This window comes from Planococcus liqunii, from assembly GCF_030413595.1.
Taxonomy (GTDB): Bacteria; Bacillota; Bacilli; order Bacillales_A; family Planococcaceae; genus Planococcus; species Planococcus liqunii.
In genome coordinates this window covers 3,763,964-3,780,366 of sequence record NZ_CP129238.1, presented here as the reverse complement: position 1 = coordinate 3,780,366, position 16,403 = coordinate 3,763,964, and the positions used below count along the sequence as shown (strand labels likewise).

Sequence of the window (16,403 nt, the reverse complement as noted above, 5' to 3'; positions counted from 1 at the left end):
ATTTCCCGGACCAGGGGAAAGGAGCAAGTTATGAAGATAATCAAAAAAGGGCTGCTTCCTTATCGTGCTGTTGAACCGGTGGAAGAAAAAGATACCGGATTGACCGTTATTTTTTATCACGGCTGGGGCACAACCGCTGAAAGCTACTTGGAGTTTGCTGAAGCTTTGGCAGAGGAAGGGTATAGGGTCATTTTGCCTGAACTTATTTACCATGACTCGCGAAATCTACTCGCCAATCCTTTCTATCCGCCAATTTTGCAGGAATTTTTCTGGAAAACTATTTTTACGAGCATGGATGAATTTGACGGATTGCTGGAAGAGCTTAAAATACCTGCGCATCAGTTAATTGTCGCCGGCAGTTCGATGGGCGGTTTTATCGCGGCAGGTATGGGTGCCCGGCAAAAGCAGTTGGCCGGGATTGCGAGCATCAACGGTTCAGGGTCTTTTCTTCTGACGGAACAGCTTTTGAGAACACGGGATCTGCGTCCGATTTTATCGCCTGATGAAAAAATCTTATTGAAACACTACGATCCGGCGAAGTCGGAAAGATTTTCGGGGCCCATGCTGCTGCTTCATGGAAAAGAAGATCCAGTCATTCCGGTCGAAGGGCAGATGGCTTATTATCAGTGCCGAGTTAAAAAGTATGGACCTCAACAGACAAAGATGATTTTGTACGACGGTGTCGGCCATCAGTTTACTGATGAAATGGCCGCTGCTTTTATAGAATGGCTCAAGGGCTTGCAGCAAAGTCCATTAACAGCGAAAGAACTTGTTACCCCTTTTATTTCCCGGGAAATAAAGAGCCTGCTGGGCTATGCTACGTCGCCTGGCCAGGCAGAGGAGGCATATGAGGAATATATGGCGGCCGCCAATCAACGGCTGTACAGATTTGAAATCCGAGAAGATGTTGTCGGATGCATTGGGATTCACTTGGAAGAGGGACAGCTGAAAATCAGACACATTGCCGTAACTCCTGAAGCGAGAGGCCAAGGGATCGGCGGCCGAATGATTGAGTGGATTCAAACAGAACACTCTCCTTGCGTTGTAGTAGCTGAAACGGACCGGGAAGCCGTGGAATTCTACCGGAAAACAGGCTTTACAGCGATCAGCCTTGGAGAGAAGTACCCGGGAGTCGAACGCTTCCGGTGCGAAAGGAAAGAAATACGGTATGAAAAATGTTAATGAACCGCCGAGAATGAATCAGCATGCCAAGTGGCGGCTGGAACTGGCACAGAATTTAAGCGAACAACTGTCGAATTTCAGCGGAGTGCATGCGGTTGCTGTCGGCGGTTCGGTAGCGCGAGGATACGCCGATGCCTATTCGGATTTGGAATTGCTTGTTTACTGGAACCATCAGCCTGATGCCGAAAACAGGCTCGCAGTTTTCAACTGTCTGAATGCAGAGCGCCGGTATCCCCAAATGGATATCGGCTATGACAGCGCCTATCTGATCAACGGCTTTCCCGTCGATGTGTGGCATAGAACCATGGAACAAGAAGAGGCGGCTGCCGATAAGGTGCTGGACCATTTCAGCACTGATCTTGATGCCAGCAATGTGCTGGATACAATGAAGTTCGCCATTCCGTTCTATGGAAGTGACTATTTGCAGCCGATCAAAGAGCGGATCGATGCGTATCCGGACCAATTGACGGTGAAATTTCTGGAGGCCTATTTGCCGCATTTCCATCTCCGGCAGTTATTGTATGCAGCGAGGCGGGACAATCCGACGGCATTCTACAGCATTTTAAACTCCATTCTGGACGGCTTGTTCCTGGTTTTGCTTGCATTGAACCGGTCTTATTTTCCGACTTACAAATGGTTCTACAAACGCCTTGCCGAATTGCCGCTTGTGCCGGAACAAATCGATTTCCGGCTGCGTCAACTATATGTGGAATCACCGCTTTCTGCCGTGAAGCAATTGACAGCGATATTGGAAGAAACGGTAGCCCTCGCAGAGCGCCTATATCCGCAGGTGGATACAGCATTCGTCCGTTATGGACTGGAGCAGCCGATTCCGCAGGCATACAAAAACGCCTTTACTCTTGGAGTAAAGGCGCCGGGTGATTCACGGTAGCTGATTTTTCTTCGTCTGTTTGGAGCTGATGTTGTTTGACGGGAGGATGGGCTGCTAAAGCGGCCAGAATCCCGATTGCCGGAAACAGTAGGATGCCCCACAAAATTTCAGCATAGCCATGGAAATGGTCGAATGCGATGCCGAGCGGCAATGGTCCAAGAGCCGATCCGGTAACAATCATGGCCATCGAAATGCCGCTGATGCTGCCGATATGTTTGCGGCCGAAATAGTTGGGCCAGACCACCGCCATGACGATTCGCTCGAGCCCCATGCTGACGCCCCAAACCACTCCAAACAGGATGGCGGCGGAAAAGCTGGAAGCGGTTTGCAATAAAAGCAACGAAGCGATTTCGCCGGCAAAAACTAGAGCGAGCATGTATTGCACTTTTACTTTCTCAAGAACGATTCCCGCAAGAAATGTCACTGGAAGGCCGATCAATGCGGTTAAGCTCAATACACTGGCAGCCGCTTCACGGGACAGTGATTTCTCTGAGAAAATCGACAGCAAATGGAACGTCAGGCCGGTATTGACGATGCCGGGAATGATGGCACAGACCAGCAGCAGCCAAAACGACCGGGTAGCGGCTGCTTCTTTGACGGTCCAACTGACTTCTTTCATCATGGAAGTGCTGGCGTCTGCTTTGGCGGCACTGCCGTTATCGGGAAGCAAGCCCATGTCTTCAGGGGAGTTTTGGATCAGGAAAAAAGCGAGCGGGGTAAAGCAGACAACGACAATGGCGCCAAGGATCAGCCACGAAGCCCGCCAGCCGAAAGCGTCAATGAGCCAGACATTCATCAGCGGGAAAGCGGCCGAACTGATGAGTCCCCCAATGGCCGCGATGCTGATGGCGCGCCCTCTTTTTTTGATAAACCATTGTGGAATTAAGGAACTTGAAATCAGCCCCATCGAGCCTTGGCCGAGAAGCCGGATAAAAAAGAAACCGATAAACAGCATGACGAGACTGGTGACAAAGCTGTTGAAAAAACAAGCGATTGCCAGGGCAAAAGAGACAATGACGGCCATCTTTCTTGAACCGTTGCGGTCAATGAGCCGCCCGATAAAGAACAGCAGAAAGCCTGCTGCCAAGGTGGCGCTCGAGTAAATAGCTGAAACCGTTGAACGGCTCCAGCCGAATTCGTCTATATAATAATCGATGAAAATCGCATTGGAATATGTTTGTCCGGGGCCAGAGAAAAACTGGGATAAAGCCGCTAAAGCAATAATCACCCAGCCGTAGTGGAAAGAATAACCTGTTTGGTATTTCATCGTGCATCTCCGTTTTTATAAGAATAAAAAAGCTATGTAACTTTTTATCAAATAATTATTTTAAAATCACAATTTAATATCATAGCACGATTTAGATTTAATGAAAGAAGAAAGTATTCGATGAGAAAAAATAAAAGGATTCAGAAAGTTGGTATTTTCATATAACAGTTAACAGACAGCTTTTAAAATCTTTTTAGTCTTTCCTCTTTTTTTAATAGGCTGTGTAAATGGCCGAAAAAAGTGTATGATTAAACTGGTAAAAAATTTAAGGTACTGGGCAAAAAAGTTTGGAAACTTTTTTCATTCAGATTGGTCGTTTCTACTGCTTATTTGGTTTAATTTATAAAGAACAATAATTATTTGAGGTTAAAGGAGAAAAAGAACATGCAGTTATGGGAATTATTTGTAGCAATGGTATTGGGGATTGTTGAAGGCTTGACGGAATTCGCGCCGGTCTCTTCAACAGGCCATATGATCATCGTGGATGACATTTGGCTGAATTCAAAAGAACTTTACACAGAACCGGTCGCGAACACGTTCAAAGTCGTCATTCAGCTGGGGTCCATCCTCGCTGTCGTCATCGTCTTTAAAGACCGATTCAAAGATTTGCTTGGATTGAACAGAAAAGAGACAGCTGGCAAAAAGCAGCGGCTCAGCTTAACAAAAGTAATTGTCGGATTAATCCCGGCCGGAGTTCTCGGCTTGTTGTTCGAAGATTACATAGATGAATATTTGTTTTCTGTGGAAACGGTCATCATCGGCCTGGTGCTTGGCGCGATCCTGATGCTGATTGCCGACTTCGTCACCAAGAAAAAACCGCATATCGACACGGTTGACCAAATGACCTACAAGCAGGCATTCGGAATGGGTCTGTTCCAGTGTCTCGGCCTCTGGCCAGGATTCTCGCGTTCCGGTTCAACAATTGCCGGTGGGGTATTGCTGAGAATGAGCCACCACTCGGCGGCTGACTTCACGTTCATCATGGCGGTGCCGATCATGCTGGGCGCCAGCGGCCTGTCACTGTTGAAAAACTGGGAATACTTCACGATGGATGCCCTTCCGTTCTTTATCGTCGGTTTCATCAGTGCCTTTATCGTGGCGCTCGTCGTCGTCAAGTTCTTCTTGAAATTGATCGATAAAATTAAATTGGTGCCTTTTGCGATTTACCGAATCGTCCTTGCGGCATTGATTTACATCGTTTATCTATAAATGCCGATGCACTAGCCATCTGCTGCTCCGGAACCCCGATTTTCTCCAAGAGAAGTAGACTAACATAATTAAATGGGACAATATAAAACACCTTCGAGATGGTACACTTTTAACAAGTACACAAATCGGAGGTGTTTTTGCATGGGCAAAAACGTATATTCTAGCGAGATTAAATGGGCTGTTGTAAAAGATAAGATGAATGGGGAGTTAACCAACAAGGAGATTATGGAGAAGTATGGGATTAAAAACTATTCCCAAATTAAGACCTGGATGAGATGGTATCGGAATAATGAAATTCATCGTTTTGACCAGCCAATTGGCAAGCAATATAGCTTTGGACACGGACCGGAATTCGCCAGTGAAGTGGAAAAGAAAGATCGCCAAAATGCGCATTTGAAAATGGAGAATGACATCTTAAAAAAGTATTTGGAGATCAAAAAGGAGTTGGAAAACAAGTAGTTCTTCAACTTGTGGAGACCTACCGCAAGAAGTATACCGTCTCGGTGATTCTTTCTGCATTAGGTGTGCCACGTTCCACCTATTACCGGTGGATGGCCGACGGCCCTACCAGTGACATGACACAAGTAGAGAAAGATATTATCGCGATATGTAAGAAAACGAAATACCGCTTTGGCCATCGGAAAATCAAGAAACTACTCCAAAAAGACTACAAGACCACGAGACATCGCAATACCGTTCAGCGCATCATGCAAAAACACAACCTGCAATGCCGGGTGAAGAAGAAACGGAAATGGAAATCACAGGGGGAATCGGTCATTGTGGCACCGAACCGGTTGGAACGGAATTTTACTGCCGCTGCCCCTAACGAGAAATGGGTGACGGATATTACCTATATCCAATACGGAAGTTCGACGCTTTACTTGTCGACAATCATGGACCTATACAACAACGAAATCGTTGCGTACAAGCTCTACGACCATCAGCAGACGCCGCTCGTTATCGATACATTGAAGGAGGCGCTGAAACTGCGGAGCTATCCCGAGGGGATTACCATCCATTCCGATCAAGGCAGCGTCTACACGTCGTCTGCCTATCAGAATTTGATTCAGGAGAAACACGCCGTGAGCAGCATGTCGCGGCGCGGAAACTGTTGGGATAACGCAGTGATTGAATCGTTCCATTCGAATATCAAGTCGGAAGAATTTCAATACGTCAAATTCAATTCGTTGAACAACTTTCAAGTCGTCGAGAAAGTAAACGAATATATGCGCTACTACAACGAAGACCGGATTCTCGAAAAATTAGGCTACCTGGCACCCAAGGAATTTGGGGCGCAAGCAGCCTAATAAAGGTGTTTTATATGTGTCTCAAATCGCTATGTCAGTCTAAAGATCGGGGTTTTTATGTGAAAAATAAAAGAGGAACTAGTTAGCTGTTTTGACTGCTCCATTTAACGGGATACCTTTTTATTGAAAATTCTATCAATTTTAGATTCACTTGTTTTATAATTTATGTAAACAGCAGTTGAAGAAACGAGCAGCAATGAAAAAAGCTTTTAGAAAAATCACTGCACGCATACATCCTGAAGCTCGCCACAAAACGGACCTAGTTTTGGTGCAATAAAAAACGTACAGGGAGGTTATTGCATGTCTACAATTTCTCGCACTGAAAACTCAGTACCTGCTCCGCCAAAGACATTTACAGGGAAAGCCAAATTAGTCGGACCAGGATTTGTAACCGCTGCAACCGGCGTCGGGACCGGCGATTTGATTGCGGCTCTTGTGGCCGGCGCGGCTTTTGGCATGACGCTCGGATGGGCGATTCTGCTCGGGTCGTTGTTCAAGTTTTACTTTACCGAAGGAATGGGGCGATGGCAGCTTGCCACAGGACAGTCGATTTTGGAAGGCTGGCATTCACTCGGAAAATGGGCGACCGGCTATTTCGGCGTCTACTCCATCATTTGGGGATTCAGTTACGGAGCCGCCGCCATGTCGACAAGCGCCATCATGATGGTCACCATGTTCCCGATTATGCCGCTCTGGGCATGGGCGGTGATACACGGATTGGCGGGGCTGGCTTTGGTGATGCTCGGGCATTATCAACTCTTTGAAAAAGTGATGACTTTCATGGTGGGCCTCATGTTTATTACGGTGGTGGGTTCTGCAGTGATCCTTCTGCCGGATATCGGCAACATTGTAAGCGGCTTTGTCCCACGGACCGGCGGAAGTTCGCTGCTGCTGGTTTTAGGCCTGCTCGGCGGTGTGGGAGGAACAATTACGATGGCGTCCTACGGCTACTGGATCCGCGAAAAAAATTGGGAGGGCAAATCCTGGATCCCGATGATGCGCATGGACTCTGCTACGGGCTACATCATTACAGCAATTTTCACCTTATCGCTTTTGGTCGTCGGAGCGGAATTCTTATTCGGCACCGGCATTGAAATCAACGGCGAGGAAGGGCTGGTGTCGCTCTCGAATCTGTACAGCGATGAATTTGGTTCTTTTGCCCGCTGGCTGTTTTTAATCGGCGCCTGGTCAGCCGCTTTTTCTTCGTTATTGGGTGTTTGGAACGGAGTGCCGTATCTGTTTGCGGATTTTGTCCGGATGGTGCGAAAAAAAGGGGCGCATTCCGATAGAAAAGTTTCGAAAAAAGACTTTGCGTACCGTGCGTATCTGCTTTGGCTGACATTCCCGCCCATGCTGCTGCTGTTTTTCGGCCAGCCAGTCCTGCTCGTTATTTTATACGGAGCGCTCGGTGCGCTGTTCATGCCGTTTCTGGCTATCAGCCTAATGCTTTTGCTCAATTCCAAACGGGTGGACCGGGAATTCCGGAACGGATGGATCACAAATACCGTTTTAACTGCATGTGTCGTCGTTTTTGTTTATCTCGGAGCCGTTGAGCTGATGAAATTGCTTTAACGGCCATCAGCAGCTGCACCTTTAGAACGGCGAAGTCCGCAAGCCGATGCTTGCGGGCTTTTGTATTTTTGGACTGCATTCTTGGCTTGTAAAAGAAAAAGATCTGGTTTATAGTTTATAGATACAGTATTTAGTAAATTGTATAAAAAACAACACTATATATAGTAAAACCAATAACAATGGTGCCTGAAAAGGCTTAATAGGGAATCCGCTGAAAACCGGAGCTGTACCCGCAACTGTAAGTGCTGACGAACTATGGCAATCCACTGTCCAACGGACGGGAAGGACATAGTGTAGGAAGACGCACGAGCCAGGAGACCTGCCATCGTTATAAGTTAATGACCTTCTCCGGGAGCTGGGAGGTATAACGAAGGTACTCTGCGCGGTGCAGCGGCTTTTTGCCGGTTTCCGCCTGATTATTTACGTTTATCCGACCCATCCTCTCGCTTGAGAAGATGGGTTTTTTATATGCCCAAATACCGACTGGGGGAATAGCGATGACAGAGCAAATTACAGCAGGCCGTTCGCGGACCATTCAGACCAAATTGGTGCTGCCGCCGGACACGAACCACATGGGGACCATTTTTGGCGGTGCCGTGCTCGCCTATATCGATGAAATCGCCGCCGTTACGGCGATGAAACACAGCGGCAAAGCTGTGGTGACCGCGTCGATCGACACGGTGAACTTTCTGTCGTCCGCACGGGTCGGCAATGTCCTGCTCCTGGAAGGCGTCGTCATATCCACGGGGCGCACATCGATGGAAGTGTACGTGAAAGCGGAATGCCAAAGCATCGAGTCGGGGGAGAAAACCTTGACGACCACCGCCATTTTGACGATGGTCGCCGTCGATGAAGCAGGAAAGCCGACGCCGGTGCCGGGAGTGGTGCCGGAAACAGAACACGAGAAAAAGCTGTTCAAAAGTGCACAGGAGCGCAAGCAGCGCCGCATGAAAATCAACGAATACGCAAAGGAGCTGGTTTAATATGAATACATTTATCTACACAGAAACGGATGCCGTGACAAAAGCAATCCTGCGGGCGAGAGATGTCTACAAACTCGACGCCGCACCGCTGCTCGAAAAAGTAGCAGAACTCGAAACGCAGGCAAAAGGCGAGCAGTCTTTGATTTATGCGCTCAACCGCATTTCCATGGCGGAACCGGATTGGACATTCGTTGCCGCGGAACTTTATTTGAATGATTTGTACAAAGGCGCGGCGAATAGTCGGGGCTACCAGGCAGAATCCAAATACGGCGATTTTTATGAACTGGTGGAAAAACTGAGCAGCATCGGCATCTATTCCGGTGACTTGCTGAAGAGCTATTCAAAAGAGGAAATCGGGGCTCTGGGCAATGAAATCCAGGAAGATCGCGATCTTTTGTTCAATTACATCGGCTTGTTTTTACTGGCAGACCGCTATTTGGCGAAGGATTACGAAGGAAATGTCCACGAATTGCCGCAGGAGCGTTTCCTTGTCATCGCGATGACGCTGATGCAAAACGAACCGAAGGAAAAGCGCATGGACTTGGTGAAGGAAGCTTACTGGGCGATGAGCAATCTGTATATGACCGTGGCAACACCGACGCTGTCGAACGCAGGAAAGAGCTTTGGCCAGCTGTCTTCCTGCTTTATCGATACGGTGGACGATTCGCTTGACGGCATTTACTTGAACAACTGGGACATTGCACGCCTCAGCAAAGACGGCGGCGGCATCGGCGTCTATTACGGCAAAGTGCGCGCTTTGGGATCTGACATCAAAAAATTCAAAGGCAATTCGTCCGGCGTCATTCCGTGGATCCGCCTTGTCAACGACACGGCGGTCAGCGTCGACCAGCTCGGCCAGCGCCAAGGCGCAGTCGCGATTTACCTGGACGTGTTCCATAAAGACATCATGAACGGCTTCCTGGATTTGAAGACGAACAACGGCGACGAGCGCCGGAAAGCACACGACATTTTCACCGGCGTGGCGATTCCAGACCTATTCATGGAAAAGCTGAAGGAAACCGATGAAAACGGCCGCAGCACCGGCGAATGGCATACGTTCTGCCCGCACCAAGTGAAGACCATCATGGGCTGGAAAGACAGTGCGGGAACTGCACTTGGCCTGGAAGACTTTTACGATGAAACGGACGTCAAGCACTTCAAAGAGAAATACGAAGAAGCGGTCAGCAATCCGTTATTGCCGCGGAAAACCTACCGGGCGATGGACATTATGGCGCGCATCATGGTGTCGCAGCTTGAGACCGGCACGCCATATATGTTCTACCGCGACGAAGTCAACCGCCAGAACCCGAACAAGCACTTGCGCGGCAAGGGGCTTACATCGATTTACTGTAGTAATTTGTGTACAGAAATAACCCAAAATATGTCAGCTACAACCATCACAAAAGAATATACGGACGAAGACGGCAACCTTGTGATGATCCGCAAGCCGGGCGATTTTGTCGTCTGCAACTTGTCATCGATCAACTTGCCGCGTGCGGTGAAAGCAGAAGTGCTGGAACGCCTAGTGCCGATTCAGATGCGCATGCTGGATAACGTCATTGATTTGAATACCATTTCCGTCGGTCAGGCCGATGCAACAAATAAGAAATATAGAGCAGTTGGTTTAGGGACTTTCGGATGGCACCATCTTTTGGCGCTTGAAGGCATCCACTGGGAAACCGAGGAAGCCGTGGCGTTTGCTGATAAATTGTACGAAGAAATCGCCTACTATACCATTCTCTCTTCGATGGAACTTGCCAAGGAAAAAGGCGCATACCGCGAATTTGCTGGCTCCGAATGGGAGACCGGCGAGTATTTTGACCGAAAAGGCTATACAAGCGTTCGCTGGAACGAATTGCAAAGCGCCATTACGGAAAACGGCGTCCGCAACGGCTGGATGATGGCGGTGGCACCGAACTCATCGACGGCTAAAATCGGCGGCTCAACGGACGGCATCGACCCGCTCTATGCAGTGGAATTTGCGGAAGAAAAGAAAAACTTCAAATTCAAAGTGACGGCGCCGGATCTTGACCACAACACTTATGATTATTACCGCCGCGCACGCCACGTACTCGACCAAAACTGGAGCATCCGCCAGAACGCGGCCCGCCAGCGCCATATTGACCAGGCCATCAGCTTCAATTTCTATGTGCCGCATACGATCAAAGCGAAAGAATTGCTGGGGCTGCATTTTGAAGCATGGGAACAGGGCTTGAAGACGACGTACTACGTCCGCAGCACATCCCAGGCGGAAATCGAAGAATGCGAAGCATGCCAAAGCTAAGGAGGAACCACTATGTCCATTCACGCACCACTGCAAAAGATCAAGCTGCTCAATCCCGAGCAGCCGAATAAATCCACCGGCATCATCAACGGGGAATCGTCCGGTTTATTAAACTGGAACGATATCGCCTATCCGCAAATGTACGATTTGTACCAAACGCTTTTGTCGAACTTCTGGAAAGCGCAGGAAATCAATATGCAGGACGACATCAAGCAATGGGACCATTTGACGGATGTTGAACGGGACGTATTTCTGCGCATCAACACGCAGCTGGCGTCGCTCGACAGCCTGCAGACGCCGACAATGAGCCAGGCGATGGACTATGTCACCGACTCGAGCTTCAAGGCGATTTTCGCGGTCATTTCCCAACAGGAAGCGGTGCACAACGAGTCGTATTCGTATATCCTAAGTTCACTGGTGTCGATCAGCGAGCAAAATGCGCGCTTCAACCAGGCGAAAAGCGATTCAATCGTAAGAAAGCGCAACGACCTGATCCTGGATGCCTACGAGGCGTTCCGCCAGAACCCAACGCCGCAGACCTTGTTCCGCTTGAGCGTCAATTCGATCAACCTGGAAGGCATTTATTTCTACGCCGGCTTCGCCTTTTTCTATCATTTGGCGCGCCAGCAGAAAATGCTCAAAACGAGTACGATGATCAGCTACATCCAACGCGATGAAATGCAGCATGCGTATTTCATTTCCCAGTTTATCCGCATCATGCTAACGGAAAATCCGGAACTGAATACCGAAGAAAACATCCAATACGTCTATGACGCTGTAGACAAAGCGGTGGAGCTGGAGAAAGAATGGGCGCGTCACATTCTGAAGGACATCCAGGGACTTGATCTGGACGAATTCGAAGGCTATGTCGAATACTTGGCCAACAAACGCCTGCGCCAGCTCGGACTCGACAACCTGTACGCAGAACAAAACAACCCGATGCCGTGGATCCAGGTGTTTGGAGATGACATGATGAATGAAACCAAATCGGACTTTTTCGAGCAGAAATCCCGGACCTATTCGAAAGTGTCGCAGTCGAATGGCTTCGACGAACTATGAACCGCGGATTGCCATCATCTACGCATCTGTCACTGGGAATACGAAAGCGGTGGCGGAGATATTGCAGGAAATCGGCCTTTCCAAGGAGCTGGAAGTGGAGCTTTGGCCAGTAGCGGACTTCCCGCTTGCTGAACTCTCACGTTACGACGCAGTTATGGTCGGCACCTATACATGGGGCAGCGGCGAGATTCCGAAAGAAATGCACGGCTTATTCGAGGCATTCGAGAGGTTGGACCGAACCGGATTGGTGACGGCTGTCTTCGGGACCGGCGACAGCTTTTTCGCCGAATTCTGCGGCGCTGTCGACCGCTTCCGGGATATGCTGTTTGTACAGACGGAACTGGCCGCGACGTTAAAAATTGAGCTGGCGCCTCAAGAGGCAGATATCATACGATGTGAAAAATTGATTGCCAGCTTCACAAAAAGGCTGCCAGCGTTTCCTCGGTATATTGGCGGGTATAATCAGTAGGGGAAAGACCATTACTGAGGAGGAACTTGGATGACGGTAAATAATTGGTGGAAACTCGGTGCAGCTGCCTTTTTATCCTTAAGCATGCTCGCAGCTTGCGGAGGAAACAGCGGCGATTCAGAAAATGAGAATGAATCTGAAGTGAACGAAAACGAGAATGAAGAAAATGAAAACGAGACGAACGAGAACGAAGCCGATGAAAATGAAAATGAGTCAGACGAAAATGAAGCCGATGAAAATGAAAACGAAGCTGACGAAAACGAAAACGACGAGAATGAAGAAGACGAAAATAATTAATTTTTGACGAACAGTAATTTCAAACAGAGCGGCCACGCGCCGCTCTGTTTTTGCATTCCAGGGGATTTATCTGCGATCGAAGAGATTTATCTGCGTTCCGGGGATTTATTTGCGTTCCGACGCATTCACTCCCGCCGCAGCAAAAAAAGGACCCACTGAAAATCAGCGGATCCTGCACTGCACTCTTAAACCCTCAAATTCTCCACAACTGACGCAATCCCCATGCCGCCGGCGATGCACAGCGTGACGACGCCGTACTTCTTGCCGGTGCGCTCGAGTTCATGCACGAGCTTCGTCAACAGGATGGCGCCGGTCGCACCGATTGGGTGGCCCATTGCAATAGCGCCGCCGTTCGGGTTGACCCGGCTGCGGTCAGTACCAAGTTCGTTGATGCAGGCGACTGCCTGGGAAGCGAACGCTTCGTTGAGTTCGATGATGTCGATATCTTCAATCTTCAAGTTTACTTGCTTCAATGCTTTGAACGTCGCGTGCACTGGACCCATGCCCATCACTTCCGGAGAACAGCCGACTGCCGCTTGCGCAATGACGCGCGCTTTCGGCTGAAGTCCGCGTTTCAGCGCTTCGTCTTCCGACATAACGAGCAATGCCGCCGCGCCGTCGTTTCGTCCGCTGGCATTGCCTGCTGTGACGGTGCCGCCTTCTTTAAAGACCGGCTTTAGTGCAGCCAGTTTTTCAAGGGAAGTTTGGCGCGGATGCTCATCCGTTTTAAACTCAATGGAACCTTTGCGTGTTTTTACCGAGTAAGGCGCAATCTGTGAATCAAACAAGCCTTTTTCAATGGCATTTGCTGCCCGTTCCTGGCTCTCCAGCGCAAATTCATCCTGTTCCTCACGCGAAATCTTGTGTTTCTCCGCGACATTTTCCGCCGTGATGCCCATATTCAGCTCGCCGTAGGTTTCCACCGGCTGCGAACCGGGCTGGCTCGCCGTATTTGGGTCTTTCAACAAGACATCGCCGGAACCCGTACCGAAGCGCACCTTGTTGACGTAATAAGGTGCGGTGCTCATCGATTCGGCGCCGCCGGCGATGATGATGTCGCCGAGTCCCATGCCAATCTGCTGCACAGCGGAATTGACGGCCTGCACGCCGGAACCGCATTGACGGTGCAAGGTGTAGCCCGGCACTTCGACAGGAAGCCCGGCGCGCAGCAAAGCAACGCGCGCCAAGTTTGAAACGTCTGCACTTTGCTTTGCCTGTCCCATGATCACTTCTTCGACAGAAGCCGGGTCAAGCCCAGTGCGGCGGAGCAATTCTTCAATGACGTGGGCGCCAAGCAAATCGACGGTTTCATTGCCGATTGTGCCGCCCAGTTTTCCGATGGCGGTTCTGACAGAATCTACAATTACTACATTCTTCAATTCATCATCTCCTGTTTTCCGGAAAATTCCCGTGCGTAATGCTTCACTTTTTCCTTGTCGATTTCCATGCCGAATCCCGGTCCGTCCGGAACAATCACTTCAAAGTTCTCGAACTTGATGTCATTGACCGTGACATTGTCTTTGAACAACAGGGGACCGAAAATTTCGGTGCCGAATTTCATGTCAGAAATTGTTGAATACAACTGAGCGCACGCGGCTGTCCCAAGGCTCGACTCGATCATCGTGCCGCCGTATAGCCCGAGGCCAGACGCTTCAGCGATGCCAACCACTTTTTTTGTCTGAGTCATGCCGCCGTGCTTGCATGGTTTTAGGGCAATGGAGTTGCCGGCGCGATACTTCGCAATCCGGAAAACGTCCTGGATGCTCGTCGCTGCTTCGTCCGCCATGATCGGCACGTTGAATTTGGCAGTGAGGCGGGACATGCCTTCAAAATCCCATGCAGCAAGCGGCTGTTCGACCATCGAAACGCCAGCTGCCTCGAGTGCTGCGATGCAATAATTCGAAGTATCTTCATCCCATGCCTGGTTGACGTCGACTGTCAGGCGCGCCGCATCGCCGAGCACTTCTTTGATGCTGCGGACATGCTCGACGTTCTTGAACGGATCGCCTTTGCCGATTTTCAGCTTGAAGATATTATGGCGCTTTTTCTCCAGCATTTCCTGTGCTTCTTCAATGTCTTTTTCGGTATTGCCGCTAGCGAGCGTCCACGCAATCGGCAGGGATTTGTGGATCTGGCCGCCGAACAATTCGAAAGCGGGGATGTTTTTCGCTTTCGCCGCCAAGTCGATAATGGCATTTTCCACAACGGTTTTGGCGAAGTAATTGCCGCGAACAAGTTTCGCCACATCGTTCATGATGCGGTCAAAATGATTCGGGTCCTGTCCGATGATCAGAGGGGTGATGTACGTGTCGATATTCGCCTTGATGGCTTCCGGCGTTGATTCGCCGTAGGATGCGCCGCCGATTGTCGCGACTTCGGACCAGCCTTCGCGGCCTTCGTCGTCTGTCACACAGCCGACCACAATCGTCTGCACGGTAATGGTGTGCATGGCCAGTTGATGGGGACGGATGGTCGGCAAATCCAATATATAAACTTCAAAAGAACGTATTTTCATGCGAATAAACCCACTTTCTGCATTTTACTCAATAAAAGCTGCTTCCGTTTTTTCACGGACTTCTTCAATCGTTGCTCCCGGCATTAAATCGACCAGTTTTAATTGTCCATCTTCTACATTGAATACTGCCAGTTCTGTAAAAATCATATCCACTTGGCGCGTCGATGTAATGGGGTAGGTGCATTCTTTCAGCAATTTCGAGCTGCCGTCTTTGGAGGTATGGTTCATTGTGACAAAGACTTTTTTAGCGCCGACGAGCAGGTCCATCGCACCGCCGACACCCATGATGTTTTTGCCGGGAACCGCCCAGTTGGCAATGACGCCGGTTTCGTCTACTTGCAGTGCACCGAGTATGGCAACATCGACATGTCCGCCGCGGATCATCGCAAACGAATCCGAGCTGTTGAAGAAAGAGGAACCGATTGCTTCGCCGACCGGCAATTTTCCGGCATTGACCAAGTTCGGATCGATATCCGCTTCCTCGACATCCGTTACACCGAGCAGGCCGTTTTCCGTGTGGAGGTAAATATCATCAGCGGTCATGTATTCCGCCACCAGCGTCGGAATGCCGATTCCAAGGTTGACGGTGCAAGGGCCTTGGAGTTCAAGAGCGACGCGCTTCGCAATCATATGCTGAGTTTCTGCTTTGCTCATCTGGGTTGTCATACGCTCACCACTCCTTCTTTTGTCAGGATTTGCTGGGCTTTCACAATGAAATCCACATAGATGAAAGGCGTCACGATTTCTTCCGGATTCAATTCGCCCGGCTCTACGATTTCATCCACTTCGACAATCACTGTTTTCGCAGCGGTCGCCATCAAGGGGTTGAAGTTTCGTGCCGTCTTGTAATACACAAGATTTCCGAGTGTATCCGCTTTATGGGCGCGGATCAACGCAACGTCTGCACGGATCGCTTTTTCAAGGATGTACTTCACACCGTCGATTTCGCGTTCTTCTTTTCCTTTAGCGAGGTCTGTGCCGACGCCGGTCGTCGTATAATAGCCGCCAATTCCGGCACCGCCTGCCCGCATCGATTCGGCGAGCGTCCCTTGCGGCAGGAGCTCGAGTTCAATTTCGCCCCTTTGGTATTTATCGCCCACATCACGGTTGCTCGTGAAATAAGAGCCGATGCCTTTTTTGATCTTGTTCTGGTTCAACAGGATGCCGAGCCCTTTGCCGGACTCTCCGAGGTTGTTGCTGACAATCGTCAAATCGTTGACGTCTTTTTCCGTCAGTCCATCTATTAGGGTAAGAGGAGCGCCGATCAAGCCAAAGCCGCCGACTAAAACGGTATCCCCTGATTTTACGTAAGATAATGCTTGTTGTATGTCATGCTGTATTTTTGACATGGTGTTCCTCCATTCCGT

General features: G+C 49.5%; 15 protein-coding genes and 1 riboswitch. Of the genes, 10 read left to right on the top strand and 5 right to left on the bottom strand.

Annotated elements, in window-relative coordinates; genetic code table 11:
* Positions 1-30 precede the first annotated feature (30 nt).
* On the top strand, positions 31-1,182 hold the full coding sequence (locus QWY22_RS18635) for a GNAT family N-acetyltransferase (RefSeq protein ID WP_300982284.1): 1,152 nt from the start codon (positions 31-33) through the stop codon (positions 1,180-1,182).
* Positions 1,169-2,074, top strand: a complete 906-nt coding sequence (locus QWY22_RS18630) for a nucleotidyltransferase domain-containing protein (RefSeq protein WP_300982283.1) — start codon at positions 1,169-1,171, stop codon at positions 2,072-2,074. The genes QWY22_RS18635 and QWY22_RS18630 overlap by 14 nt, the downstream gene beginning before the upstream one ends.
* On the opposite strand, the gene QWY22_RS18625 is transcribed toward QWY22_RS18630, so the two are convergent.
* Positions 2,037-3,341 (bottom strand): MFS transporter, encoded by a 1,305-nt coding sequence (locus QWY22_RS18625; RefSeq protein WP_300982282.1) that lies wholly within the window; start codon positions 3,339-3,341, stop codon positions 2,037-2,039. The two genes, QWY22_RS18630 and QWY22_RS18625, sit on opposite strands and share 38 nt — an antisense overlap.
* Positions 3,342-3,725: 384 nt before the next feature.
* Between QWY22_RS18625 and QWY22_RS18620 the strand changes: the two genes are divergently transcribed.
* From QWY22_RS18620 to QWY22_RS18585, 8 genes are all read left to right on the top strand, one after another.
* Positions 3,726-4,550, top strand: a complete 825-nt coding sequence (locus QWY22_RS18620; RefSeq protein WP_300982281.1) for an undecaprenyl-diphosphate phosphatase — start codon at positions 3,726-3,728, stop codon at positions 4,548-4,550.
* Positions 4,551-4,691: 141 nt separating this feature from the next.
* A protein-coding gene (locus QWY22_RS18615) for an IS3 family transposase (RefSeq protein WP_300982280.1) occupies positions 4,692-5,857 on the top strand; the annotation gives its coding sequence in 2 pieces (ribosomal slippage) (positions 4,692-4,968 and positions 4,968-5,857; 1,167 coding nt in all).
* Positions 5,858-6,157: 300 nt separating this feature from the next.
* Positions 6,158-7,429 carry an Nramp family divalent metal transporter gene (locus QWY22_RS18610; protein ID WP_300982279.1) on the top strand — a complete coding sequence of 424 codons (1,272 nt, stop codon included), beginning with the start codon at positions 6,158-6,160 and terminating at the stop codon, positions 7,427-7,429.
* 163 nt (positions 7,430-7,592) lie between these two features.
* Positions 7,593-7,770: riboswitch (cobalamin riboswitch) on the top strand.
* A 156-nt stretch (positions 7,771-7,926) separates the two neighbouring features.
* Positions 7,927-8,412, top strand: a complete 486-nt coding sequence (locus tag QWY22_RS18605) for an acyl-CoA thioesterase (protein ID WP_074508965.1) — start codon at positions 7,927-7,929, stop codon at positions 8,410-8,412.
* Position 8,413: 1 nt separating this feature from the next.
* A complete protein-coding gene (locus QWY22_RS18600; RefSeq protein WP_074508964.1) occupies positions 8,414-10,696 on the top strand; it encodes a ribonucleoside-diphosphate reductase subunit alpha in 2,283 nt (760 codons plus the stop codon).
* A gap of 12 nt (positions 10,697-10,708) precedes the next feature.
* The gene (locus tag QWY22_RS18595; RefSeq protein ID WP_300982278.1) at positions 10,709-11,755 is read left to right on the top strand and encodes a ribonucleotide-diphosphate reductase subunit beta; all 1,047 of its coding nucleotides are present in this window, start codon (positions 10,709-10,711) and stop codon (positions 11,753-11,755) included.
* Positions 11,736-12,224: a flavodoxin domain-containing protein gene (locus QWY22_RS18590; RefSeq protein ID WP_300982277.1), complete on the top strand. Its 489-nt coding sequence runs from the start codon at positions 11,736-11,738 to the stop codon at positions 12,222-12,224. Before QWY22_RS18595 ends, QWY22_RS18590 begins: the two co-directional genes overlap by 20 nt.
* Positions 12,225-12,254: 30 nt before the next feature.
* Entirely contained in the window at positions 12,255-12,521 is a 267-nt protein-coding gene (locus QWY22_RS18585; protein ID WP_300982276.1) for a hypothetical protein, read from the top strand.
* A 185-nt stretch (positions 12,522-12,706) separates the two neighbouring features.
* Here QWY22_RS18585 and QWY22_RS18580 read toward each other — a convergent pair whose 3' ends face one another.
* From QWY22_RS18580 to QWY22_RS18565, 4 genes are read right to left on the bottom strand one after another with little or no spacing between them, the layout of a single operon-like run.
* On the bottom strand, positions 12,707-13,900 hold the full coding sequence (locus tag QWY22_RS18580) for a thiolase family protein (RefSeq protein WP_300982275.1): 1,194 nt from the start codon (positions 13,898-13,900) through the stop codon (positions 12,707-12,709).
* Positions 13,897-15,036: a muconate cycloisomerase family protein gene (locus tag QWY22_RS18575; protein WP_300982274.1), complete on the bottom strand. Its 1,140-nt coding sequence runs from the start codon at positions 15,034-15,036 to the stop codon at positions 13,897-13,899. The genes QWY22_RS18580 and QWY22_RS18575 overlap by 4 nt, the downstream gene beginning before the upstream one ends.
* A 24-nt stretch (positions 15,037-15,060) precedes the next feature.
* Positions 15,061-15,702, bottom strand: coding sequence for a 3-oxoacid CoA-transferase subunit B (locus QWY22_RS18570; protein WP_300982273.1), 642 nt, complete (start codon positions 15,700-15,702; stop codon positions 15,061-15,063).
* Positions 15,699-16,385, bottom strand: coding sequence for a CoA transferase subunit A (locus QWY22_RS18565; protein ID WP_074508958.1), 687 nt, complete (start codon positions 16,383-16,385; stop codon positions 15,699-15,701). Before QWY22_RS18565 ends, QWY22_RS18570 begins: the two co-directional genes overlap by 4 nt.
* Between the last annotated feature and the right edge of the window lie 18 nt (positions 16,386-16,403).